The organism is Ulvibacterium sp., assembly GCF_965248315.1.
Lineage (GTDB): Bacteria > Bacteroidota > Bacteroidia > Flavobacteriales > Flavobacteriaceae > Ulvibacterium.
In genome coordinates this window covers 1036508-1060357 of the sequence record NZ_CBDFIX010000002.1, presented here as the reverse complement: position 1 = coordinate 1060357, position 23850 = coordinate 1036508, and the positions used below count along the sequence as shown (strand labels likewise).

Sequence of the window (23850 nt, the reverse complement as noted above, 5' to 3'; positions counted from 1 at the left end):
CTATATTTAGTTCTCTAAATTTCCTCTAGGTTCTGCTTTACTTCGGGAAATCATAAATATAGGAAAACCATCAGAATTAAAATAAGAAATCCAAGATGAATCAAGAAGAAGTGTATGATGCCATAGTGGTAGGTACCGGCATTAGTGGAGGCTGGGCAGCCAAGGAACTCTGCGAGAAAGGATTGAAGACCTTAGTACTGGAACGCGGAAGAATGGTAGAACATATTAAGGACTATCCCACAATGAACATGGACCTATGGGACTTTCCTTATAAAAATGAACTTTCTGCAGAGGATAGGAAAAAATATCCCAAACAACTCCGGGTCAATTGGGCCCCCAAGGACGATGTAAAACACTTCTTTGTTAACGATTTGGAACATCCATATGTAGAGACCAAACGCTTTGACTGGATCAGAGGTTATCACGTGGGCGGCCGATCCCTAACATGGGGGCGCCAAAGCTATCGCTGGAGTGACATTGATTTTGAGGCCAATAAAAAAGATGGACATGGTGTGGATTGGCCAGTACGCTATAGGGACATTGCCCCATGGTACGATAAGGTCGAGGAATACATAGGCGTAAGTGGGGAAAACTTGGGATTGAAACAATTACCAGATGGTAAGTTTCAACCACCCATGGATTTAATATGCGGTGAGGACGATCTAAAAAAAACAATGGCCGAAAAATATGATGATGGCCGTTTATTGACTATCGGTCGAGTGGCCCATATTACGGATAAACAGGCCCAGGTTGAAGGGCGGAATCCCTGCCAATATAGGAACAGATGCTGGCGCGGTTGTCCTTTCGGCGGATATTTTAGCAGTAACTCCTCGACACTTCCGGCAGCTGAGCGGACAGGAAATATGACGCTAAGACCTAATTCCATTGTTCATGAAGTGATATACGATGAGACCTCCAAAAAAGCTACAGGTGTTCGAGTTATCGATACGGAAACCCATGAAAAATTAGAGTTCAAGGCGAAGGTTATTTTTCTCTGTGCCTCTGCAATGGCCTCGGTGGGAATCTTACTAAAATCCAAGTCCGATCGCTTTCCCGATGGAATGGGCAACGATTCTGGGATGTTGGGCAAGAATATTATGGACCATCATTATAAACTAGGTGCCACCGCCAAAATAGATGGTTATTTGGATAAATATTACAAAGGTAGACGGCCCAATGGGTTTTATATTCCGCGCTGGGTGAACCTGGACGAAAAGACGAAGCGTGGTTACTTAAGAGGTTTCGGATATCAAGGTAGTGCCAGTAGGGAGGATTGGTCGGCTTCCATTAGGGAGATGGGCTATGGAAAAAGTTTGAAGGATTCTGTACTAAAACCCGGAAATTGGCAAATTGGAGTAACCGGTTTTGGGGAATTTCTTCCCTATGACGATAACAAGGTGACCCTAAGTACAACGGAAAAGGATCAATGGGGATTGCCTCAGCTTGATTTTGATGTGGAATTCAAGGAAAATGAATACAAAATGCGGGAGGACATTATACGTGAAGTAATGGATATGTTTGCCAAGGCAGGTTTTAAGGATGTTCAGCCCTATGACGAATCAACCGGCCCAGGTTTAGGTATCCATGAAATGGGCGGTGCCCGAATGGGGCATAATCCCAATACCTCTGTTACCAATAAAAACAATCAAGTCCATACAGTGCCCAATGTTTATGTGACCGATGGGGCGTTCATGAGCTCCTCAAGTTGTGTAAATCCTTCCTTGACCTATATGGCCTTTACTGTAAGAGCCGCCAATCATGCGGCAAAACAATTCAAGGCCGGAAAGTTTTCATAAATTTAGTACATGTTGGCAAACCCAAACATAACATATGACGCCATTGTAGTAGGAACGGGAATAAGTGGTGGATGGGCAGCCAAAGAACTCTGCGAGAATGGTTTAAAGACCTTGGTACTGGAGCGGGGGAGAATGGTAAAACATGTAACCGACTATCCCACCATGAACGATGATCCTTGGGATTATAAATTCAGGGGCGAACTAACGCGAGAGGAAAAGAAAACCTTTTCATTGTTGCCAAGGGGCGGTGTAAATAGACGGCGGGAGGCTATGCACTTTTTTGTCAATGCCTTGGACCACCCTTATGAAGAGACCAAACGTTTTGATTGGATCCGGGGCTATCAAGTAGGGGGCCGCTCACTTACTTGGGGACGGCAAAGCTACCGCTGGTGCGATATTGATTTTGAAGCCAATAAAAAGGATGGTTATGGTGTGGATTGGCCGGTGCGTTATAAGGACATTGCCCCATGGTATGATACTGTAGAAGAGTATATTGGTGTAAGTGGTGAAAATTTGGGGCTTGCCCAATTACCGGACGGTAAATTTCATCCTCCCATGCAACTCAACTGTGTAGAAAAGGAGCTACAGGCCAATATGTCCAAGAATTTTGACGATGGCCGTTTATTAACTATCGGCCGTGTTGCGCATATCACAAAAAATACAACCGACTTTGCCAATAGAGGGCCCTGCCAATATCGAAACAGATGTAAACGAGGTTGTCCCTTTGGTGGATATTTTAGCAGCAACTCTTCTACGCTTCCGGCCGCGGAGCGGACCGGGAATATGATACTTCGCCCTAATTCCATAGTCCATGAAATCATTTACGATGAAACGGCAAATAAAGCCGTTGGAGTTCGTGTCATTGATACAGAAACCCATGAAAAATTGGAGTTTAAGGCAAGGGTTATTTTTCTATGTGCTTCGGCCATGTCCTCGGTGGGTATTCTATTAAAATCCAAATCCGATCGTTTTCCCAATGGAATGGGCAATGATTCCGGAAAACTGGGAACCAATATTATGGACCACCATTTTAAGGTGGGCGCCAGTGCCACTGTCAATGGCCATCTAGACAAGTATTACAAAGGACGCAGGCCTAATGGCTTTTATATTCCTAGATTCACCAATCTTGGCGGGAATACAGAGCGGAAAAACTATCTGCGTGGATTTGGTTACCAAGGAGGGGCAAGTAGAAATAATTGGTCCAACTTAATTGCCGAGACGGTTTATGGGGATGGGTTGAAGGAAGCCATCCTTAAACCGGGACAATGGCAAATTGGGATGACCGCTTTTGGAGAGTTTTTGCCCTATGACGACAATAAGGTAACGTTAAGTTCCGTTAAAAAAGACCAGTGGGGATTACCTTTATTGGATTTTGATGTAGAATTGAAAACTAATGAGTTGGAGATGCGGAAGGATATGATGAACGAGGCCATTGCCATTTTTGAAAAAGCCGGATTTGTGGATGTAAAGGGGTATGATACAACTTCGGGGCCGGGATCGGCCATTCATGAAATGGGAGGCGCAAGAATGGGACATGACCCAAAAACATCAGTAGTGAACAAGAATAATCAGATACATGCCGTTAAAAATGTATATGTTACAGATGGAGCGTTTATGACTTCTTCCAGTTGTGTAAACCCTTCCTTAACCTATATGGCGTTTACGGCAAGGGCGGCCAATCATGCTGCCGAGCAACTGAAAAAGAAAACTATTTTATAGATAAAAATTATGCACGTATTTTGCTTGAACAAAACAGTTATTAATGGATAACGCTTCCGCTAGAAATATGTGGGGCGATTTTTTGGACGCCCATCTGGAATTTGCTTTTGTAGATGCCCCTAATGTTATTCATTTTTGCGATAACGAAACGGATGCCAATGAATGTGCAGAATTGGTAAAAAAGGGTGCTAAAAGGGCTACTTCCGATTCTTTGTTGGGACTTCAATATCGAAAAGAAACCTTGCCAAAGATTGGGGATTTTATAGTAGTAACCGATTGGGAGGGCAAAGCGCAATGCATAGTAAGGCTTACCAAAGTCTCATTTAAGCCCTATTTTAGTATTGACCAGGAATATGCCCAATTGGAAGGGGAAGGTGATAAATCGCTTGAGTACTGGAAACGTGTACATTGGGATTATTACACCCGGGAGTTGGAACCCTTTGGGCGTGTCCCAAGGGACAGTATGATCATTGTATGCCAAGAATTTGAGAAGGTCTTTTAATGAATGATTGCCTTAAATTTTAGGTGCCAGTCAATATTTTAAAATAAGGCCCTAAAAGTTAAAAACTTTTAGGGCCTTATCCTTTCCGTAGTCTTGCCGATAATGTTTTTGCAGAGATCAGTTCTCCATATCCACCCAGACATTACCTCCTTTATGGGATTCCACAGTAGCTTCGATGAAATTCATGCCGCGAACACCATCCAACATAGTTGGGAATTCTCCATCATTATATTGCTCTCCTCGTATGGCCCTAGCGGCCCCCAAATAGATGTTGGCCATGGAATCGAATATGCCTTCGGGGTGACCTGGCGGTAGTTTTGTGCCGTTTAGGGATAATTCGGAGTTGTAGGCATGCCCAGGTTTGTAGACTTGCGTAGGTTCGGTGTCACTCATTTTATAGAGGAAATTAGGTTTTTCCTGCTCCCAACGGAATGCAGCCTTTTCGCCATAAATGGCTATGGCCAGTCCGTTTTCCTCTCCGGTGGCCACTTGGCTTCCCCGGATAACTCCTTTAACGTGATCGCCCATTCGGACAAGAACAGTGCCATCCACATCCATCTTATTGTCTTCGTATAAATAGTTGAAATCGCACAATAGGGACTTTACTTGGAGTCCCGTGGTATATTCAACCAAATTAAAGGCATGAACCCCAATATCTCCCATACAGGAACTGATCCCCGCTTTTTCAGGATCCAGTCGCCACACGGATGATCGCTTCTCCTTATCATGTATAATGGTATTTATCCAACCTTGATAATACCGGGCATCTACTTTATGGATTTTTCCCAAAGCTCCTGATTTTATCATTTCGCGCATTTGACGCACCATAGGATAGCCGGTATAGGTATGCGTTAGGGCGAATACCGTTCCCGCTTTTGCATGAGCTTCCTGAAGTATTTTTGCTTCCTCCAAGGTAGTGGTCATCGGCTTTTCACAGATGACATGAAACCCATTGTCCAGCAATTTTTTGGCCATGGGAAAATGCAGGAAATTAGGGGTTTGAACTGAGCAGACCTGAATACGCTCTTCTTCGGGCAACTTCATTTCCCCTTCGATAAAGGCGTCAAAATCCTTATAAATGCGGTCGGTAGGAACATCTATTTCCTTGGCGAAACCTATGTTCTCCTCGTAAATCGGATTGAAAACCGCTCCCACTATTTCATAGTTATCATTGATATGGGAAGCGACCCGGTGCAAAACTCCTATGAGAGAATCCCCGCCCCCTCCTAAAATTCCTAATCTAATCTTCTTTGGCATAATGGTATACTTTAAAAATAGGTGTTGATTTTATGTGATTAATATATAGAAAATATCTAAGTTTTATAGGTGATTTTTTCATTCTTGAAGAAAATGAAAAACAGAAAAAATACCAAAAGGGCAAATGCCGCCGGATACAACCAAATAATTTCCCAAGCATGCGCGCCCTCCATGGAGACGTAGGTATCGGTGATTTTACCTGCGATCCAAAAACCAATGAGCATCCCAATGCCGTAGGTGGCCAAGGTAATCAATCCCTGGGCGGCACTTTTAATATGGGTTCCGGCCTTGCTATCGGTATAGATCTGTCCGGAAACAAAGAAAAAATCGTAACAGATCCCGTGCAGGGCAATCCCCAACAATAACAAAAATGCTAGCTCTCCCGGGTTACCGTAGGCGAATAGTACATAGCGCAAGGCCCAGGCCAACATAGCCACCAACATGGTCTTTTTAAATCCGTACTTTTTGAAAAAGAAAGGAAGTAAAAGCATAAAAAGAATTTCTGAAATCTGGCCGATGGTCATCTTTCCCGCGGGATTGGCCACCCCGATCTCCCCCAAAAACTGTCCGGCATGCTGATAATAGAAAGCCAGTGGAATACAAATAAGGACAGATGCCATAAAGAAAATCAAAAAATTCCGATCTTTTAAAAGTCCCAATGCCTCCAATCCCAGAATATCCGAAATACTTACTTTCTTCTCTTTGTCCATTCTCGGAGGTGTTTTCGGAAGGGTGAAGCAAAAGACCCCAAGTAGTGCCGATGAAATTGCGGCCATTAGAAAAGTGTTTCTTAAGATACCCTCCGATATGCCATCCTGGGAGTCCCAATTTAAATAGCTGATAAGAAGTCCGGCTGCAATCCATCCAATGGTTCCAAAAACACGAACTTGGGCAAATTCCTTCGCAGGATTCTTCATTTGGTTAAAGGATACAGAGTTCACCAGGGCCAAGCTGGACATATATAAAATCATATAGGCCAAAAGGTATGGAAAGAACAAGGTAAAGTCCGTGGTCTGGTACAAGAGGTACATTAATACGGCCCCTAAAAGATGTAACACGCCCAAAATACGCTCCGCATTAAAAAAACGATCGGCAATAAGGCCAATAATAAATGGGGCTAGAATAGCGCCCCAAGATTGGGTGGAATATGCCATGGCTATTTCGGCACCATCCGAGCCTAAGGTATTGGGTAGATAAATCCCCATGGTAACATACCAACTGCCCCAGACAAAAAACTCCAAAAACATCATTAAGGACAGTTGCAAACGAACTCCTACTTTCATAAGGCCTATATTTTCCGTTAACGTTTGTAATGAATATAATCCATGGGTAATGGCTCCAAATTGTTGTCCTTAAAATCCATGCTTATCTGACCCCGATGGTGAGAGGAATGATTAATTATATGAAACAGAATATCCTGTAGGGTATTGGCAAACAGACGCCCCTCCGTATTCTCATAATCGATCCGTTTTTCAAAATCATCCGAATTGGTGGTAATCTCGAAAGAGCTCCTTTGATTCTCGTAATGTATATCGCCCCAATCTTTAATATCTTGTGGTTGCCATACCTTATATTCTGGAGGTTTTCCTAGAATTCTGGCATTCCAAATATGATGGGCATTGAGGATATGACTAAAGAGTGTAATGCTTTTTTCGGGGACGGTATCCATGGCACTACATCGCTCAATAAGTTTTTTGTTGCAATAGAAATTGTAATCAAAAAGCTGGTTAAAAAACACTTTCATAAACTGTATCGCTTTGGTATCAGCTCAACTTCTTGGCAGCATTCAGCATCAATTCCCTAGTAGCCAAAATACCTTCCTCCTCACTGAGTTCGCTTCCTTCATACTCCACACCAATATAACCTGTATAACCGGCATCCTTTACAATTTGAAGCATTTTTGTATAATCTATTTGGGTTTCATTTCCATTGGCATCAAATTCGTGGGATTTGGCGCTCACCGCCTTGGCATGCTCCATCAATTCGGTTACCCCTTGATAAATATCATACATTTCGGCACAGCCCTTCCTATAATCGTCCGGATCGTTTCTTCGGATACAAAAATTACCAAAATCCGGTAGCGTACCACAATTATCCATGTTTACGGTTTCCATAACATCCGCTACCATGGCACCGTTGGAAGAAAGTCCGCCATGGTTCTCTACGATTACATTTATATTTTTAGCCTTTGCATAGGTTGATAACTGCGTTAGGGAATCCACAGAGGCCTCTTTCCAGGCCTTTGGATCTTCCTCTCCATAAAGGTTTACCCGTATGGCATGGCATCCCATGGCCGCCGCGGCATCCACCCATTTGTAATGGTTTTTTACGGTCTGCTTGCGCTCATCGGCATCCGGAACAGCCATGTAACCTTCTCCATCTACCATTATCAGTACATTTTCTACCCCGTGTTTTTTCGCTTCCGCATTACACTTTTCAACAAAATTGGCCATAGCCTCATCGGAGTAATTGGCCGCTTCCAATTCCTTATTATAAAGCTGATTTACATATTCAATCCCGGTAAAGCCCCATTTTTTGGCTTTTTCAGCAAAAGTGTAGGGATCTACTCCGTCTTCCCGAATCATTTTATGGATGGACCATTGGGCCAAGGATAGTTTAAAGAAAGGTTCTGTTTCTTCGATCATTGCATTTTCTTCTGTTTCCTTGGAATCCTTTTTCTTTTCTTCCTTACAGGCGTGTAGTCCTAAAAGGGATAGTGCTAGGCCCGCTCGGGAGCCATTTTGTATAAAATGTCTTCTTCTCATGATATAGGGTTAGTTGTTTGCTAATGAATCGCTGCTGATTTTCTAAAACGATATAGTAGACCATACTACAAGGAGTATGGCGTTTAAATGTAGAAAATTAATTTTATATTTAATACATTTAGGGCATAAACAATCAGGTACATGAGCAAATTTTATTACAACGACGAACAAGCGTCGTATGACGCTATCGTTGTCGGAACTGGTATCAGCGGTGGCTGGGCCGCAAAAGAATTGTGTGAAAAAGGATTAAAAACATTAGTTCTGGAACGGGGTAGAATGGTGAAGCATATTCAAGACTATGAGACCGCTAATTTAGATGCCTGGGATTTTCCCAATGGTGGCCAGCCCACCTCAGAACAAAAAGCACAACAACTTAAACAAGCTAGGACGGGATATACTACAAGGGCGGCCAGCCGTATGTGGTTCGTAAACGACTTGGAGCACCCTTATAATGAAACCAAACGTTTTGATTGGATGCGAGGGTATCATTTAGGGGGACGATCCCTGCAATGGGGCCGTCATAGTTATCGTTGGAGCGATATTGATTTTGAGGCGAACAAACGCGAGGGAGTTGGGGTAGATTGGCCGGTACGATATAAAGATATTGCACCTTGGTATGACAAGGTTGAATCCTACATCGGGGTGAGCGGGGAACTTCTTGAGCTTCCACAATTACCAGATGGGCAGTTTCTACCCATGATGGAACTGAATTGTGTAGAACAACATGTTCGGGAAAAAGTTGCCGAAAATTTTGATGGTCGGGTTGTTACCGCAGGCCGTGTTGCACATATTACTGGGGATAAGACGTTTGATGGGCGTACGAAATGCCAATTTAGGAATCGTTGTATCAGAGGATGTCCTTTCGGCGGGTATTTTAGTAGCCTTTCCTCTACCCTACCCGCTGCGGAACGCACAGGAAATATGACGTTACGACCGGATTCTATTGTTCATGAAATACTGTATGACCCGGATACCAAAAGGGCCACAGGAGTAAAGGTCATTGACCGTACCACAAAAGAGAGTTATGAATTCAAGGCCAAAGTTATCTTCCTTTGTGCTTCCGCGATGGCATCGACTTCCATATTGATGCAATCCAAGTCGGATAGATTTCCCAACGGTTTGGGCAATGACTCCGATCAATTGGGCCGTAACATCATGGATCATCATCTAAGGGTAGGTGCCCAAGGTAAGTTTGATGGTTTTGATGACAAGTACTATAAAGGAAGAAAACCGAATGGTATATATATTCCACGCTTTAGAAATCTTGGAGGAGACTCCAATCGCAAGGAATACAAAAGAGGTTTCGGATATCAGGGCGGAGCCAGTAGGGGCAATTGGGACGATAGCATTGCCGAGCTCGGTTATGGAAAGGCAATGAAGGATGCCATTCTAAAACCCGGGGGATGGACCTTCGGCATGGGTGGTTTCGGGGAGGTATTGCCTTATGAAGATAATAGATTTACCCTGGATTATGATAAAAAGGATCAATGGGGTCTACCGACATTAACCTTTGATGCAGAATTGCAGGAGAATGAATATGAAATGCGCAAGGATATGAAAGCTTCCGCAGTGGAAATGTTGGAAAAAGCCGGTCTACGTGATGTGGAACCTTTTGATAGCCCAGGTGCTTTAGGTCTTGGTATTCATGAAATGGGAACCGCCCGTATGGGAAGGAACCCAAAAACCTCGGTACTCAATGGAAATAATCAGGTCCATGAGGTACCCAATGTTTATGTAACGGATGGCGCTTTTATGACCTCGGCAAGTTGTGTAAACCCATCCTTGACCTATATGGCCTTCACGGCCCGAGCGGCCGATCATGCAGCAAAAGAACTTAAAAATGGAAATATATAATGGATAGAAGAAAAGCACTTAAAAATATGGGGCTCGCCATGGGTTATTCCGTTGCTACCCCTACACTGATCAGCTTAATGCAGAGCTGTAAAAATGAAACGGCCTTGGAATGGACCCCAGATTTCTTTTCCAAGGATGAAGGAGTTGCATTGACCAAATTAGTCGACATTATTCTTCCAAAAACGGATACGCCATCGGCATCCGAAGTCCAAGTACATATTTTTATTGATCGTTTTGTGGACCAGGTCGCGGAAAAGGAAGAACAGGATTTTGCAAAAATGTCCATGGGCCGTTTTCTTGATAAGGCTTTCCAAGATTCTGGAAAGGAAAAAGCAGGAGAGCTAACTTCCGAAGACTTGGAACCTGTTCTTGCAGAAGCCCTAAAGGTGACCAAAGATGATGAAATCAAAAACTTTGAGGCTATTCAACAATACAATGAAGCCATGGCAGAAGGAAAGGACGCAAGTCTGGATGACAGTATTTCTCGTTTTGCATTTGCCAAAAATCTAAGGGATATGACTATTTGGGGTTATAAAACCTCGGAATATGTAGGGGAACAGGTTTTGGAGTACCTACCAGTTCCCGGGGAATATATTGGCTGTGGTGATGTTCAGGAATTGACTGGGGGCAAGGCTTGGTCCATATAAATAAGTTCATGAAAAGACGAAGTTTTATACAGAAAACCGCATTGGGCAGTGGTGCAATTTCTATGAGTGGGGCAATGGTATACGCCAAAGATTACAAACTGAAGGCTCCCCATAAATTTAACCTAAAGTACGCCCCACATTTAGGCATGTTCAAGGAGCTTGCAGGCGAAGACCCCATAGATCAAATCAATTTTATGGCGGATCAAGGATTCACTGCCTTTGAGGACAATGGCATGATGAAGCGAGACGTTGCCTTACAGACCAAAATGGGAGAAACTCTTGCCAAACGCAATATGACCATGGGCGTCTTCGTGGTGGATAAAGGTGGTAATATGGCCAATACGCTTGCTGCGGGTAAGCAAGAATATCTGGACATATTCTTGGATGGCTGTAAAAGAGCTGTAGAAGTGGCCAAACGTGTAAATGCCAAATGGATGACCGTTGTTCCCGGTGGATTTGAAAGAAACCTTCCTATCGGTGTGCAGAATGCAAACGTTATTGAGGCCCTGCGCCGAGGAGCGGAGATTTTTGAGCCCCATGGATTGGTTATGGTACTTGAACCGCTATCCGATTCCCCAGATCTGTACTTGAGAACTTCAGAGCAGACCTATTTGGTTTGTAAAGGGGTAGATAGTCCGTCATGCAAAATATTGTACGATATCTATCATATGCAGAAAAATGAAGGCCACCTCATCCATAATATGGAACTCACTTGGGATGAAATCGCCTATATTCAGATTGGTGACAATCCAGGACGAAAAGAGCCCACCACAGGTGAAATCAACTACAAGAATGTCTTTAAGTGGATTCATGAGAAAGGTTTCGACGGCGTTTTGGGCATGGAACATGGAAACTCCAAACAGGGAAAAGGTGGTGAGCAGGCCGTTATTGATGCCTATAAACAGGTGGATAGTTTTTTATAGCCTTATGGCTATTTTAGGGTTACCTCTATAATTGTATCGACATCGTCCTTTCTGTTCTCTGGGATTTCTAGCAGAAGACCATACTTATCCAAACGATGGTTAACCTTGGTTTTGTCCTTATAGAACCTTACTGATTTAACTTTTTCCTTAAATGGGTTAATAAGTAAGACCTCCTTATCCCAATCCAGCACATGGATATAAAGGGTTTTTCCCTTTTGGGTGCTAACGCCCCAATCCTCAGGAGCTACAATTCCCTTTCGCGTTCCGTAAATGGTTTCTCCGTTTTTGGCCATCCATTCACCCATGGCCTTAAGCGATGCTTTATGTTCAGATTGTATTTCCCCATTGGGCATAGGTCCAACGTTCAACAACAAGTTAGCGTCTCTCCCGGCCGACTTAACCAGCATATGAACCAATTCCTTAGGTGACTTGTGATTATCGTCCAGAAGGTTAAATCCCCAGGATCCGTTGATGGTCAAACACATTTCCAGTGGAAGCTGACTTATAGGCCCTTTATTAAATCCTGCTGTATTCTCTCCCGGAAGATCTTGTTCAAACATTTGAAAGTCCTCCCCTGGATATGGGTTCACATGATGATTACTACCAATTAGAGCTCCTGGTTGAAGTTCATGAATCATTTTATAGGTTTCTACATGTTGCCAATCCGCATCTTTTTTGTCCCACATACCATCAAACCATATTCCCCCAATTTCGCCATAGTTGGTCAACAACTCCCTCAATTGGGCATTCATATATTCTATGTATTTGTTCCAGTTGCCGCTTTCCGGACGGCCCGTATAACCTTGGCCGGTTCTTCCATGAGGGTAATAATCTAGATGGTGCCAATCTAACTGTGAATAGTAAAAGAAAAGCTTTATCCCTTGTTTTCTACATTCTTCGGCCAGCATTTTAAGTACATCTTTACCATAGGGTGTGGCATCCACAATGTTATAATCCGAAATATCGGAATCATACATGGCAAAACCATCATGATGCTTACTGGTTATGGTAATGTATTTCATGCCAGAATCCTTAACCATCCGTACCCATTCCGCAGCGTCAAAATTTATAGGATTAAAAAAGCTGGGCAATTTTTCATACTTGGTAATGGGAATCTTTTTTTGCTCCATGAACCATTCTGCTACACCCGGATTTCCACCACCTCCCATAACGCTATAAACGCCCCAGTGCACAAAAAGACCGAATTTAGCATCTTGAAACCATTGTCGATTTTCTAAATTTTCTTTTGTTGGTTCATAAACCTCCTGGGCAAAACCCATACAGGTCATAATTAAAAAAACTGTTGCGAAAACTGAGTTTTTCATTGTCTTAGACATAGTCTTTTAAGGTATTTCGGGAGTGTTCAATTTGGCCAAGGAAGCATTGATTTGCTCCTGGGTCAATTCATGTTTCACTATTTTTCCTTCAAAATAATCATCATAGGCCTTCATGTCAAAATTGCCATGTCCACAAAGGTTGAAGAGAATGGTTCTTGAGATGCCCTCCTCCTTGCACCTATTGGCTTCGGCGATTACCGTAGCGATGCCATGTGTAGCTTCCGGGGCCGGGATTATACCTTCGGCTTTTGCGAAAAGTACTCCGGCATCAAAAACCTCCAAATTATCATGGGCCACGGCCTCGATCAATTTATCCTTTAACAATTGGCTTACAATAACCCCTGCTCCATGATAACGGAGTCCTCCTGCGTGTATGGGTGCTGGCACAAAATCATGTCCCAGAGTATACATAGGCAAAAGAGGTGTCATACCTCCGGTATCGCCAAAATCATATTTGAACACCCCGCGCGTTAATTTTGGACATGATGTAGGCTCGCTGGATATGCAGCGGATGTTTTTCCCTTCTTCAAAATTTAGTCGCAGAAATGGAAAAGCGATACCGGCAAAATTGGAGCCACCACCGAATGGTGCAATTACGATATCTGGCATATCCCCGGCTTTTTCCATTTGTTTTACGGCCTCCTGCCCAATTACGGTTTGGTGGAGCTTAACATGGTTGAGTACACTTCCCAGAGCGTATTTAGTTTGATCATCGCGCATAGCCGCTTCCACAGCTTCGGAGATTGCTATTCCCAAAGAACCTGGGCTATTAGGGTCTTGGGTCAAAATCTTCTTGCCCGCCTCGGTCAAATCAGTGGGAGAAGCATAAACTTTTGCCCCCCAGGTGTTCATCATAGATTTTCGATAAGGCTTGTGATTATAGGAGAGCTTTACCATATAGACTTCACAATCGATGTTAAAATGTTGGCACGCGAAACTCAACGCGCTACCCCATTGCCCGGCACCCGTCTCGGTAGTAATTCTTTTAACCCCTTCTTTCTTATTATAATAGGCTTGTGCAACAGCTGTATTGGGTTTATGTGACCCGGACGGACTTACCCCTTCATATTTATAATAGATTTTTGCGGGGGTATCCAATGCCTTTTCCAAGCCGTAGGCCCTGTATAAAGGAGTAGGCCTCCATAAGCCATAGATATTCCGTACCTCATCGGGTATGGAAATCCATTTTTCCATACTCACCTCCTGCTCAATAAGGGCCATGGGAAACAGTGGGGCCAAAGCCTCGGGGCCAATGGGTTCCAACGTTCCTGGATGTAGGGGAGGCAATGGTTTATTGGGCATATCGGCAACTATATTGTACCAGTTTTCCGGAATCTCATTTTCTTCAAGCATAAATTTTCGTTGTCCCATAGCTTTTTTATTTAGTTGGACTAATGTTTTAAATATAGCGAAAGGTTTTAATAAAAATCTTTTTGTTGAACTATAATGAGTCTACTTTGATACTGATAGCACCCCCGAAATAAATGCATTTTATCGAAAAAATTTGAGTTTTCGATAAACTACACACAGGTGACGTAAGTTTTGGTTTACATTTACGTTAAAATAGTATGTCCCCCTATATCTACCTTCTTGGCGTTTATGTGCTTTTGCTCTTGATCTCAAAGGCTTTCTATCTTTTTTATCTTAAGAAAAAGCTAGAATCTTAGATCTTATTGTTATCCTGTAAACAAAGTCCAACACTTCAATTCTACTTATCGAAACTTCCCGTGCAGCTCTAATACGGATTCTCTTGCTCAATTCTGAATGTAGTTAATTCCCTTGTGGCTTTAAAAGAGATTTAACAAATTTTTCACTCCGTTTGTAAAATTAATGTAATCTTTTTTCGTTTTTCTTGCGTACATATTAAAGTAAATCTTTTCTTGGGGCATGGACAACTATCTTGTTATCTTAATGATTTATCTTGCGGCCTATATGTTTTCTATAGCCTTGAAGCCGTATTTTAAAAAATAGACTGGTCCGATGACCACTCTTCACATTTTTTGATTTTTTTCTTGAGCATCCTGTATGCCCCTATATTCCATTGAACCCCTTTTAAAAGAATTGAAAAAGCCTTGGAATATATAATACCAAGGCTTTTTAATCAATAAACACTATCACAATGCCGAATCCTTATCGAAATGATAAGGCATTTCAACACAAATTATGATCCACACATAAGGCAATCATCATCTGCCTGACCTTCCTTGGCCCGTGCAATCATTTCCTTCATTTCTTCTGCCGTCATAGGCTGTATATCCGATTCTTGTTGTTGAACTATTGGGGTTGGTTTAACCTCAATCTCTTTTGCCTCTTCAGGGGCCGGAGGCATGGCCGCGGCTACTTCGGCTTCAGCAGCTACGCTCACGGGTATTTCCTTTTTCTTTGTATTGTCCAAAGTGAACTTAATGGCATCTACAGCTGCCTTGGTTCTCAAATAGTACATCCCTGTTTTTAATCCACTTTTCCACGCATAAAAATGCATAGAGGTCAATTTGGAATAATTGGCATTTTCCATGAATAAATTCAGTGATTGACTTTGGTCAATGAAATACCCGCGTTGACGGCTCATATCTATAATATCCTTCATACTGAGCTCCCAAACGGTTTTATACAATTCCTTGATTTCCTCCGGAATTATATCAATGTGTTGGATAGAACCATTGGCACGCATCAACTCCTGTTTTAGGTTTTCGTTCCAAATCCCCAGTTTTACCAAGTCTTCCAAGAGATGTTTGTTCACTACGATAAACTCCCCCGACAATACCCTTCGGGTATATATATTCGAGGTATAAGGTTCAAAACATTCGTTGTTGCCAAGTATCTGTGAGGTAGAGGCTGTAGGCATAGGGGCAACCAGTAGGGAGTTACGAACACCATGTTTCATGACCTGTTTGCGCAATTTGCCCCAATCCCACCGACCGGAAAGTTCTTCATCTTTGATGCCCCAAAGATTGTGCTGAAATTTGCCTTCTGAAATTGGAGAACCTTTAAAGGAAGAGTAGGCCCCATCTTCCTTAGCCTCTTCCATGGAAGCGGTAACGGCAGCATAATACAAAGTTTCAAAAATATCATGGTTCAATTCCTTGGCCTCATCACTAGTAAAAGGCAGGCGCAAGGTAATAAAGGTATCTGCCAGTCCTTGAACGCCCAGACCAATGGGTCTATGGCGCATATTGGAATTTTCCGCTTCCTTAACCGGGTAATAATTTCTATCTATAACCCTATTAAGATTCTTTGTAACCCGCTTTGTAACCCTGAATAATTCTTTATGATCAAATTTTCCTCCTTTAATAAACATGGGAAGAGCAATAGAGGCCAAGTTACAAACTGCCACTTCGTCCGGGGAAGTATACTCCAATATCTCGGTACAAAGATTGGAAGATCGGATGGTACCCAAGTTCTTCTGATTGCTTTTGCGATTGGCCGCATCCTTATATAGCATGTAAGGCGTTCCCGTTTCAATTTGGGATTCCAATATTTTTTCCCATAAATCCCTAGCCTTTACCGTTTTCCGCCCTTTATCCTCGGCCTCATATTTTAAATATAATTTCTCAAATTCCTCACTATGATTTGAAAATAGTCCCGGACATTCATTAGGACACATTAAGGTCCAATCCTCATTGGCTTCCACACGTTTCATGAACAAATCCGGAATCCACATGGCATAGAACAGGTCACGGGCACGCATTTCTTCTTTTCCGTGGTTCTTCTTTAATTCCAAGAAGTCAAAAATATCTGCATGCCAGGGCTCTACATAAATAGCAAAACTTCCTTTTCGTTTCCCCCCTCCTTGATCAACGTAGCGGGCCGTATCATTAAATACGCGCAACATAGGAACAATGCCATTGGAAGTACCATTGGTGCCGGCTATATAAGATCCCGTGGCTCGAACATTATGGATAGAGAGTCCAATACCTCCAGCGGATTGCGAGATTTTAGCAGTTTGCTTTAAGGTGTCATAAATACCGTCAATGCTATCATCCTTCATCGCCAAAAGAAAGCAAGAAGACATCTGTGGCTTGGGCGTTCCGGAATTGAAGAGTGTAGGTGTTGCGTGAGTAAAGTATTTTTTTGACATCAACTCATATGTCTCCAAGGCGGATTCCAAATCGTTCAGATGAATTCCAACAGCAACGCGCATTAACATATGCTGGGGTCTTTCGGCTATCTTGCCGTTAAGTTTTAGGAGATAGGACCGCTCCAAGGTCTTAAACCCAAAGTAGTCATACCCAAAATCTCGATTGTATATAATGGTAGAATCCAGTTTTTCGGAATTTTCGGAAATCACCTTGTAGACCTCATCGGAAAGAAGTGGGGCTTTTTTACCCGTTCTAGGATTTATGTATTCGTACAAATCCTTCATGGTTTCGGAGAAGGATTTTTTGGTATTCTTATGTAAATTGGAAACGGAAATACGAGCGGCCAATTTCGCATAATCCGGGTGTGTTGTGGTCATTGTAGCGGCTTGCTCTGCAGCTAAATTGTCCAGCTCCGAGGTGGTAACGCCATCATAAAGTCCTTCTATTACGCGCATGGCCACTTTTATGGGGTCTACCAATTCGTTGAGGCCATAACATAGTTTTCTGACCCTTGCCGTGATCTTATCGAACATCATCGGCTCTTTTCTTCCGTCCCTTTTTACTACATACATTTTCTTTACGTTGTTTTAGTGATGTGTTGGTAAATTGTGTTGGGCTTTCTAGGGTCCCGTAGCTATAAGCTTATCCGAGCAAACCTAGAAATCCTAATAATTGAATATTTAAAAATCGGCGTCAAAACTGATTTTCTGAGAATCCTCATCCTTTTCTTTGTTGAGGACACCAGCCTTTTGGTATTCTGATACCCTTTTTTCGAAGAAATTGGTCTTCCCTTGGAGTGAGATCATATCCATAAAATCAAATGGATTGGTAGAATTATATACTTTTTCACATTGAAGTTCCACCAACAACCTATCGGTTACAAATTCCAAGTATTGGGTCATTAGTTTTGCGTTCATGCCTATTAGGCTTACTGGCAAGGATTCAGTAATAAACTCACGCTCTATATCCAGGGCATTTGTTAGAATCTGTGTAATCCTTTCTTTGGGCACCTTGTTAACCAAGTGATGGTTATGCAAATGAACGGCATAGTCACAATGCATCCCTTCGTCCCTGGAAATCAGCTCATTGGAAAAAGTCAATCCGGGCATCAACCCCCTTTTCTTCAACCAAAATATGGAACAAAAAGCCCCGGAAAAGAAAATTCCCTCTACGGCGGCAAAAGCGATCAATCGCTCGGCAAAGCTGGGGGAATCAATCCATTTAAGAGCCCAATCTGCCTTTTTCTTAATGGCTGGAAAGTTTTCAATGGCTTGAAAAAGGATGTTTTTTTCTTTTTCGTCCTTTACGTAGGTGTCTATTAAAAGTGAATAGGTCTCGGAGTGAATATTCTCCATCATAATCTGGAACCCGTAAAAGAACTTGGCTTCGGAATATTGGACTTCATTCACAAAATTCTCGGCCAAATTCTCATTTACAATTCCATCGGATGCGGCAAAAAAGGCTAAAATATGCTTTATGAAGTAACGTTCATCTTCACTTAACTTATTGTTCCAATCAGATAAATCCTGATGTAAATCAATCTCTTCGGCAGTCCAAAAACAGGCTTCGCATTTTTTGTACCATTCCCACAAATCATGATGCTCAATAGGGAATATCACAAATCTATCCTTGTTTTCCTGTAAAATGGGCTCTTCGGCTGTCGACATAATTTGTTAAGCTTTTTAAGTTATTTGAAGATAAAATTACCTTTCGGGGGGAGTAACAAAGATTCAAAAATGTTATCAAATTGTAAAGGCTGTTTTATCAAAACCGGTTCAAAGTTTTTAACACAGGTTGTTGAAATCCATCCTCGCAAGTGATGAACATTGCCCTTATCAGAAATTAAAAATTTGGTATTTTATTTTATCGGTGTTAAACAAAATAAATAGACCGAAAAGTATCAAAAAAACATACTTTTCGGTCTATTGGACAATGTGTCCTTGGAAGTTTTTAAGAAAGCCTTCTTGTTCCATCGGCTTTCCTTTTCACTTTTTTATGTTTCAAACCGGAACGCTATAAGAACTTAGATTTTCCTACTATAAAAAAGCATTTACTAATACCGCCAAACCGTACGGTCATCTAATTACATCATTAACTGATGTTCGTCGCAAAGGATGCTGATTCAGGTAGTTCCCCCGAAACCTATAATCGAGCAAAACCAACGAGTTGGTTCGGTATCCGTTACGCAACGATTCATTAGAGCCGTACATACTGGATTGGCAGTGCTATTTAGTTCTTCATAATTTTTTCGTTTTCATAGAATACATCCCATATCCTTAAGAAAATACATTTGACCTAATGCTATTTATTAAAATAGAACATTGTACATAAATGAATTCAATTACGGTAAGAGGGGGCCAAAAAATAAATATAATTTGAAATTAAATGTAGGCCAAAATAACATTAGATTACCGTAAAAATAAGAAATTTCAATTCAACTACACCTTTGTTAAAAAATATATTGCAAGAGTAAAACATTTTACACTTGTGCCCTATGCGGATCATTGACAAATTTGATGCTGATCGTATGCTTTACTTTTTCACGGTCGACTTCCCACAAAGTTTCCTGAAATGGTAATCTCCTGGCCATCGGTGTTATACATGATAATCTCCAGAGAGCCTTGGAAAAAATCATCATGTAGCCCAGAAACTGTTATTGTGCCTTGTTTGGTAAAAAAGGGAAGTTACCCCGAGGGCTTTCAAGTTTGCATATCCAAAGATTCCATCAAAACTATCCATGAATCCGTCGATATTTTTGGCCACCTTATAGGTTCCAACGGGTAGTTCATTGGGGCAGTCCTGCTGAGAAATTAAAAATTCCACAGCTTGTTGATGGCCTTCCTCAACATTTTCTAATTTAAGAACCAAAGTAGGAGTGGGAATTCCGTTGTTTTCCTCCTCAATTAAAGTCTCAAACCTAACCTTGCCTTCAAAAACAGTATTTACAGCACCTGTAGCCTCCAGGATATACTTATTCCCCAATTCATCTGGATTCCCTAGGGGCACTTCTAACCGATAATTGGAGATTAGAAATAATGGCAATAACGCAAGTAAGCCTACTTTGGCTATTTTAATAATGAATTGAGGCGCGGTTACCACTAAATTATTTCTGAGTTTTGCTGGACGGCTCCTCCTTATAAGAAGTTCTTATAACTTGGCCTTCCTGGCTTAAAGCTGAATTACTCAAGGTAACTTCTGGATTGGCAAGACTATAACTCAATATCTTCTCATCCTTTTTCTCCGACATTGTGGCTATGACAATTGTAAGCACCAAAAGGATGAACATCAACATGCATTTTTTCATAACTCTGTTTTTGGTTCTATTGTTCGATTTTTACATCTAGTGGGGAGAACTTAAACAAATCTGAATTTTAATGAATCTAAAGTATAACATGGTGCCACATTCAAAAAACTATTCTGTATGAACGGTAAAATATTCTGTATGAATGGTAACCTTGGTTGTTTTACATATTAAATACGGTGCATTTAAAGGGTATTCCAAAATGGCTAAAAATCTACCATCCTTGTTTCTTTTTGGGCCAGCTACACTTAATTTGCCCCCATTAGTACATCTTTTTACTTTAAATTGACCTGTATTTTTATATTTGATTTAATTACCTTTAAAAGTTATGTTGGAAGCCGTAATAGTGGATGATGAAGCCAAAGCTCTCCAAAGTCTTTCCTGGGAGCTTACCAATTTTAGCGATGAGATAAAAGTTTTGGCCTCCTTTACCGATCCGTCCGAAGCCTTGACCTATCTGGGAAAAAACACCCCGGACTGTCTATTCTTGGATATAGAGATGCCCACTATGGATGGGTTTCAATTTATTCAAAAGCTCGGTAACAAAAGTTTTCCGGTGGTCATTACCACCGCTTACAATCAATATGCCATAAAAGCCCTGAAGAACGAGGCTATAGACTATCTTTTAAAACCGATAGACACGGACGATCTTAAGGATACCATCGTAAAAATCAAAAAATATAATACAAGGAGTTTTACAGCGGAAAAATTGGAAAATATTTTGCTTAATTTCAACGCCAATCCGGTTCACAAGAAGATTACCTTCAATACAGATGGGAAGTTGTTGTTCTTGGAAAGTGAGGAAATACTGTATGCCGAATCCGATGGGAATTACAGTACCATTTACTTGGTGGATGGGCAGAAGATAGTCTTGACCAAAAAACTTAAGGAAGTAAATGAACTACTCCCTGACGATTCTTTTTTTCGGATACACAATTCTTACATCATTAATCTAAACAAAATAAAGGAGTTCTTAAAAACAGATGGTTATGTTGTGCTAAAATCCAACCATAAAATTCCTGTTTCCAGACAAAAGAAATCCGATTTTTTGGACAAATTATAGGTCACTATATGCGGTCCAGAATCAAACAATTATCGCCTCTTGGTTTTTTTTTGGTCTCTGCCAGGCAAAAAATATGCTGGCTGTTATTCCTATTTTTTGTTTCCTATAGTAGTGTTTCACAGTTCGTTCCCGCAAGCTTCAAGAAAACAACGGATAGTATAATACAATCCGATCCAAATTATACCCAAATACATGTGCTGTTAAGGTCTCATCGAAACGATACTGTATTAATGTGGTATCTCGCAAATTCCGCGGCCCAAAGTGAATATATTAAAGGACAAGCCTATGCTCTAAATCAGCTGGGTAGAAGATATCGCAATCTATCGCAATACACCAAGTCTATTATACTACATCAGAAGGCTTTGGATTTGGCCACTGAATCCAATGATTTGGAGTTCAGGGTGTCCAGTTTAAACATGTTAGGGGTTGCCTACAGGAGAACTTCTTCCATACGAACGGCAATGGACTATAATCAAAAGGCGTTGGAATTGGCAGAAACCGTTGAGAATCCCTCCACGGGCTTGAAACGAAACATTAATGTGTCCCTGAACTGTATTGGCAATCTGTACCAACTTTTAAAACAATATGATCTGGCCATAGAACACTTTGAGAGATCCTTGACATTGGAAGAGGAATTGGGCAATACTTTAGGGCTTGCAGTCAACTACCAAAATATCGGGGAATGTCTAGAAGAGCAAGGCCAGTTGGGCAAAGCATTGGAGAACTATAGGACTTCCCTCTCTTATAATGAGACATTGGACAATGATATGGGGCGCGTTATCTGTAAGAATAGCATAGCCCAAATATACATTAAACAGGATAGGTCCGAAGAAGCCGTAGAAATCCTTGAGCCTACCCTGGTCATTGCAGAGCGCTTGGGCGATGGTTTTCTATTGTCCCCGGCCCGGATAAATCTTGGATGGGCACAATTATTGGCAGAACAATTTAAGGAAGCCAAAGAAAATATGTTGCTGGGGTTGCAAATTGCGGAGAAGTATAATCTGCGTAAGGAATCTGCTCAAGCCAGTCATCTTTTATCCGAATTATTCCAGCAAACCCGTGATTACAGACAGGCCTTGAACTACAAACTAAAAGCTGAAAATCTGGACAAGGAAATTCTGAACGAAAGTACCGTTCGCTATGTAAATGATGTTATTTTCAGGTATGACTCCGAAAAGAAGGGCAACCAAATCGAAGTCCTTGCGAAGGAAAACGAAATTGTTCGGTTAAAGCTTCGAAAGAATAACCAAACACTTTTAGCAAGTGGAATAGCCTTGGCCCTACTGGCCGGTATTTTCTACATTCTTTATCGCCAATATCAGCTTAAGAACGAGAAGAAGCTACTTACCTTGGAGCAGAGCATGCTTCGAAGTCAAATGAACCCGCATTTTTTGTTCAATTCCCTTAACTCCATTAAACTGTATATCATCAATAATGAACAAAAAAACGCGGTTCACTATTTAAACAAATTCTCCAAGTTGATACGCAAAATCCTGGAGGCATCTTCCCTAAAGGAAATACCGTTGGCCGAGGAACTGGAAACGGTAGAACTTTATATGAACATAGAGAACATAAGGTTTTCCAATGAAATTGATTTTAAAATAATGGTGGACGGAGATATTGATATACATCAGGTAAAAATTCCTTCGTTAATTTTACAGCCGTTCTTGGAAAATGCCCTTTGGCATGGGCTTTCTTCCAAAGAAGGGGAAAAAAAGATCGGTCTCCATATAAGTAAGGGAAAGGATGGTTTTGTGCACATTGCCATTATGGATAATGGCGTAGGAAGGGATGCCGCTGAAAAAATAAAGGAAGGCAAAGTGTTAAAACGTAAGTCCGTGGGCATTGATATTACCAAGGAACGTCTTGCCAATTTTTCTCGGGACTATCAAAATTCATTTGAGGTGGAGATAATAGACCTTTTTGATGAGAATGGAAAATCATCGGGGACCAAGGTGATACTGCACATACCTACTGTTTAAGATGTTCCTTGGCGATTACTTCCAACTCTGCATACCATTTTTCACCAAATTTTCGTACCAATGCCTCCTTTACAAATTTGTAAATAGGGATTTTCAGTTCTTCTCCTAGGGTGCAGGCGGGGTCACAAATCTGCCATTTGTGATAGTTAACAGCGGTCAGCTCCGTATATTCCTTAACACGAACGGGGTATAAATGACAGGAGACCGGCTTTCTCCACTGGGTAGCTCCTTTATTATAGGCTTCTTCAAGGCCACACTTTGCAATACCTTTTTCTGAATATATCACATAGGCACACTCACTATTGTTTATCAGAGGTGTTTCCCATTCACCATCCTCTCCCTTTACAAATGCACCTTGCTCTTCAATTGCAGCAATTCCATCTTCACGTAAAAAAGGCTCTACCTTCTTATAAATATCCACTAAGATTTCGGTTTCTCGCTCTTCTAAAGGTGCCCCGGCCTCACCATCAACGCAACATGCACCCTTACATGCCGTAAGGTTACAAACAAAATCCTTTTCCAATATTTCTTCGGAAATAATGGTCTTTCCCAGTTGAAACATAGCCTATTTTATTAGGGCACTCAAAGATAGGTTTTCCTAAATACTTCCAGCGCAATTATTTTT

At 41.6% G+C, this 23850-nt stretch carries 19 protein-coding genes; 8 read left to right on the top strand and 11 right to left on the bottom strand.

Annotated features, from left to right (window positions below; all coding sequences use genetic code 11):
* The first annotated feature begins 95 nt into the window (after nucleotides 1-95).
* From ACP2AF_RS06045 to ACP2AF_RS06035, 3 genes are read left to right on the top strand one after another with little or no spacing between them, the layout of a single operon-like run.
* On the top strand, nucleotides 96-1796 hold the full coding sequence (locus ACP2AF_RS06045; RefSeq protein ID WP_425235339.1) for a GMC oxidoreductase: 1701 nt from the start codon (nucleotides 96-98) through the stop codon (nucleotides 1794-1796).
* A 9-nt stretch (nucleotides 1797-1805) separates the two neighbouring features.
* Nucleotides 1806-3515 (top strand): GMC oxidoreductase, encoded by a 1710-nt coding sequence (locus ACP2AF_RS06040; protein WP_425235338.1) that lies wholly within the window; start codon nucleotides 1806-1808, stop codon nucleotides 3513-3515.
* Nucleotides 3516-3558: 43 nt separating this feature from the next.
* Nucleotides 3559-4017, top strand: a complete 459-nt coding sequence (locus tag ACP2AF_RS06035) for an ASCH domain-containing protein (RefSeq protein WP_425235337.1) — start codon at nucleotides 3559-3561, stop codon at nucleotides 4015-4017.
* A gap of 117 nt (nucleotides 4018-4134) precedes the next feature.
* Here ACP2AF_RS06035 and ACP2AF_RS06030 read toward each other — a convergent pair whose 3' ends face one another.
* The 4 genes from ACP2AF_RS06030 to ACP2AF_RS06015 are packed head-to-tail and all read right to left on the bottom strand — an operon-like array spanning nucleotide 4135 to nucleotide 8039.
* On the bottom strand, nucleotides 4135-5274 hold the full coding sequence (locus tag ACP2AF_RS06030; protein ID WP_425235336.1) for a Gfo/Idh/MocA family protein: 1140 nt from the start codon (nucleotides 5272-5274) through the stop codon (nucleotides 4135-4137).
* A gap of 56 nt (nucleotides 5275-5330) precedes the next feature.
* A complete protein-coding gene (locus ACP2AF_RS06025; RefSeq protein ID WP_425235335.1) occupies nucleotides 5331-6557 on the bottom strand; it encodes a nucleoside permease in 1227 nt (408 codons plus the stop codon).
* Between the two features lie 17 nt (nucleotides 6558-6574).
* Nucleotides 6575-7018 (bottom strand): DinB family protein, encoded by a 444-nt coding sequence (locus ACP2AF_RS06020; RefSeq protein WP_425235334.1) that lies wholly within the window; start codon nucleotides 7016-7018, stop codon nucleotides 6575-6577.
* A gap of 19 nt (nucleotides 7019-7037) precedes the next feature.
* Nucleotides 7038-8039 carry a sugar phosphate isomerase/epimerase family protein gene (locus ACP2AF_RS06015; protein ID WP_425235333.1) on the bottom strand — a complete coding sequence of 334 codons (1002 nt, stop codon included), beginning with the start codon at nucleotides 8037-8039 and terminating at the stop codon, nucleotides 7038-7040.
* A gap of 141 nt (nucleotides 8040-8180) precedes the next feature.
* Here ACP2AF_RS06015 and ACP2AF_RS06010 point away from each other — a divergent pair, with 141 nt between their 5' ends.
* From ACP2AF_RS06010 to ACP2AF_RS06000, 3 genes are read left to right on the top strand one after another with little or no spacing between them, the layout of a single operon-like run.
* Nucleotides 8181-9893, top strand: coding sequence for a GMC oxidoreductase (locus ACP2AF_RS06010; protein WP_425235332.1), 1713 nt, complete (start codon nucleotides 8181-8183; stop codon nucleotides 9891-9893).
* Entirely contained in the window at nucleotides 9893-10540 is a 648-nt protein-coding gene (locus ACP2AF_RS06005) for a gluconate 2-dehydrogenase subunit 3 family protein (RefSeq protein WP_425235331.1), read from the top strand. The genes ACP2AF_RS06010 and ACP2AF_RS06005 overlap by 1 nt, the downstream gene beginning before the upstream one ends.
* 8 nt (nucleotides 10541-10548) lie before the next feature.
* Nucleotides 10549-11463, top strand: a complete 915-nt coding sequence (locus tag ACP2AF_RS06000; protein ID WP_425235330.1) for a hydroxypyruvate isomerase family protein — start codon at nucleotides 10549-10551, stop codon at nucleotides 11461-11463.
* An 8-nt stretch (nucleotides 11464-11471) separates the two neighbouring features.
* Here the strand turns inward: ACP2AF_RS06000 and ACP2AF_RS05995 are convergent, their stop codons facing one another.
* The 6 genes from ACP2AF_RS05995 to ACP2AF_RS05970 form a co-directional block, all read right to left on the bottom strand.
* Nucleotides 11472-12788 (bottom strand): alpha-L-fucosidase, encoded by a 1317-nt coding sequence (locus ACP2AF_RS05995; RefSeq protein ID WP_425235329.1) that lies wholly within the window; start codon nucleotides 12786-12788, stop codon nucleotides 11472-11474.
* Nucleotides 12789-12806: 18 nt separating this feature from the next.
* Complete coding sequence (locus ACP2AF_RS05990; RefSeq protein WP_425235328.1) at nucleotides 12807-14171, bottom strand: TrpB-like pyridoxal phosphate-dependent enzyme; 1365 nt, start codon at nucleotides 14169-14171, stop codon at nucleotides 12807-12809.
* Between the two features lie 790 nt (nucleotides 14172-14961).
* The gene (locus tag ACP2AF_RS05985) at nucleotides 14962-17451 is read right to left on the bottom strand and encodes a ribonucleoside-diphosphate reductase subunit alpha (protein WP_425235327.1); all 2490 of its coding nucleotides are present in this window, start codon (nucleotides 17449-17451) and stop codon (nucleotides 14962-14964) included.
* A gap of 108 nt (nucleotides 17452-17559) precedes the next feature.
* Entirely contained in the window at nucleotides 17560-18546 is a 987-nt protein-coding gene (locus tag ACP2AF_RS05980; protein WP_425235326.1) for a ribonucleotide-diphosphate reductase subunit beta, read from the bottom strand.
* Between the two features lie 967 nt (nucleotides 18547-19513).
* Nucleotides 19514-19921 (bottom strand): hypothetical protein, encoded by a 408-nt coding sequence (locus tag ACP2AF_RS05975; RefSeq protein ID WP_425235325.1) that lies wholly within the window; start codon nucleotides 19919-19921, stop codon nucleotides 19514-19516.
* Nucleotides 19922-19982: 61 nt separating this feature from the next.
* Nucleotides 19983-20183 (bottom strand): hypothetical protein, encoded by a 201-nt coding sequence (locus tag ACP2AF_RS05970; protein ID WP_425235324.1) that lies wholly within the window; start codon nucleotides 20181-20183, stop codon nucleotides 19983-19985.
* A gap of 325 nt (nucleotides 20184-20508) precedes the next feature.
* Here ACP2AF_RS05970 and ACP2AF_RS05965 point away from each other — a divergent pair, with 325 nt between their 5' ends.
* Nucleotides 20509-21243 carry a LytR/AlgR family response regulator transcription factor gene (locus ACP2AF_RS05965; protein ID WP_425235323.1) on the top strand — a complete coding sequence of 245 codons (735 nt, stop codon included), beginning with the start codon at nucleotides 20509-20511 and terminating at the stop codon, nucleotides 21241-21243.
* Nucleotides 21244-21473: 230 nt separating this feature from the next.
* Complete coding sequence (locus ACP2AF_RS05960; RefSeq protein WP_425235322.1) at nucleotides 21474-23225, top strand: tetratricopeptide repeat-containing sensor histidine kinase; 1752 nt, start codon at nucleotides 21474-21476, stop codon at nucleotides 23223-23225.
* Here the strand turns inward: ACP2AF_RS05960 and ACP2AF_RS05955 are convergent.
* Entirely contained in the window at nucleotides 23215-23787 is a 573-nt protein-coding gene (locus ACP2AF_RS05955; RefSeq protein ID WP_425235321.1) for a DUF3109 family protein, read from the bottom strand. The two genes, ACP2AF_RS05960 and ACP2AF_RS05955, sit on opposite strands and share 11 nt — an antisense overlap.
* Between the last annotated feature and the right edge of the window lie 63 nt (nucleotides 23788-23850).

Coding starts and splice junctions, on each gene's coding strand:
- ACP2AF_RS06045 (WP_425235339.1), top strand. CDS start 96: ATGAATCAAGAAGAAGTGTATGATGCCATAGTGGTAGGTACCGGCATT.
- ACP2AF_RS06040 (WP_425235338.1), top strand. CDS start 1,806: ATGTTGGCAAACCCAAACATAACATATGACGCCATTGTAGTAGGAACG.
- ACP2AF_RS06035 (WP_425235337.1), top strand. CDS start 3,559: ATGGATAACGCTTCCGCTAGAAATATGTGGGGCGATTTTTTGGACGCC.
- ACP2AF_RS06030 (WP_425235336.1), bottom strand. CDS start 5,274: ATGCCAAAGAAGATTAGATTAGGAATTTTAGGAGGGGGCGGGGATTCT.
- ACP2AF_RS06025 (WP_425235335.1), bottom strand. CDS start 6,557: ATGAAAGTAGGAGTTCGTTTGCAACTGTCCTTAATGATGTTTTTGGAG.
- ACP2AF_RS06020 (WP_425235334.1), bottom strand. CDS start 7,018: ATGAAAGTGTTTTTTAACCAGCTTTTTGATTACAATTTCTATTGCAAC.
- ACP2AF_RS06015 (WP_425235333.1), bottom strand. CDS start 8,039: ATGAGAAGAAGACATTTTATACAAAATGGCTCCCGAGCGGGCCTAGCA.
- ACP2AF_RS06010 (WP_425235332.1), top strand. CDS start 8,181: ATGAGCAAATTTTATTACAACGACGAACAAGCGTCGTATGACGCTATC.
- ACP2AF_RS06005 (WP_425235331.1), top strand. CDS start 9,893: ATGGATAGAAGAAAAGCACTTAAAAATATGGGGCTCGCCATGGGTTAT.
- ACP2AF_RS06000 (WP_425235330.1), top strand. CDS start 10,549: ATGAAAAGACGAAGTTTTATACAGAAAACCGCATTGGGCAGTGGTGCA.
- ACP2AF_RS05995 (WP_425235329.1), bottom strand. CDS start 12,788: ATGAAAAACTCAGTTTTCGCAACAGTTTTTTTAATTATGACCTGTATG.
- ACP2AF_RS05990 (WP_425235328.1), bottom strand. CDS start 14,171: ATGGGACAACGAAAATTTATGCTTGAAGAAAATGAGATTCCGGAAAAC.
- ACP2AF_RS05985 (WP_425235327.1), bottom strand. CDS start 17,451: ATGTATGTAGTAAAAAGGGACGGAAGAAAAGAGCCGATGATGTTCGAT.
- ACP2AF_RS05980 (WP_425235326.1), bottom strand. CDS start 18,546: ATGTCGACAGCCGAAGAGCCCATTTTACAGGAAAACAAGGATAGATTT.
- ACP2AF_RS05970 (WP_425235324.1), bottom strand. CDS start 20,183: ATGAAAAAATGCATGTTGATGTTCATCCTTTTGGTGCTTACAATTGTC.
- ACP2AF_RS05965 (WP_425235323.1), top strand. CDS start 20,509: ATGTTGGAAGCCGTAATAGTGGATGATGAAGCCAAAGCTCTCCAAAGT.
- ACP2AF_RS05960 (WP_425235322.1), top strand. CDS start 21,474: ATGTGGTATCTCGCAAATTCCGCGGCCCAAAGTGAATATATTAAAGGA.
- ACP2AF_RS05955 (WP_425235321.1), bottom strand. CDS start 23,787: ATGTTTCAACTGGGAAAGACCATTATTTCCGAAGAAATATTGGAAAAG.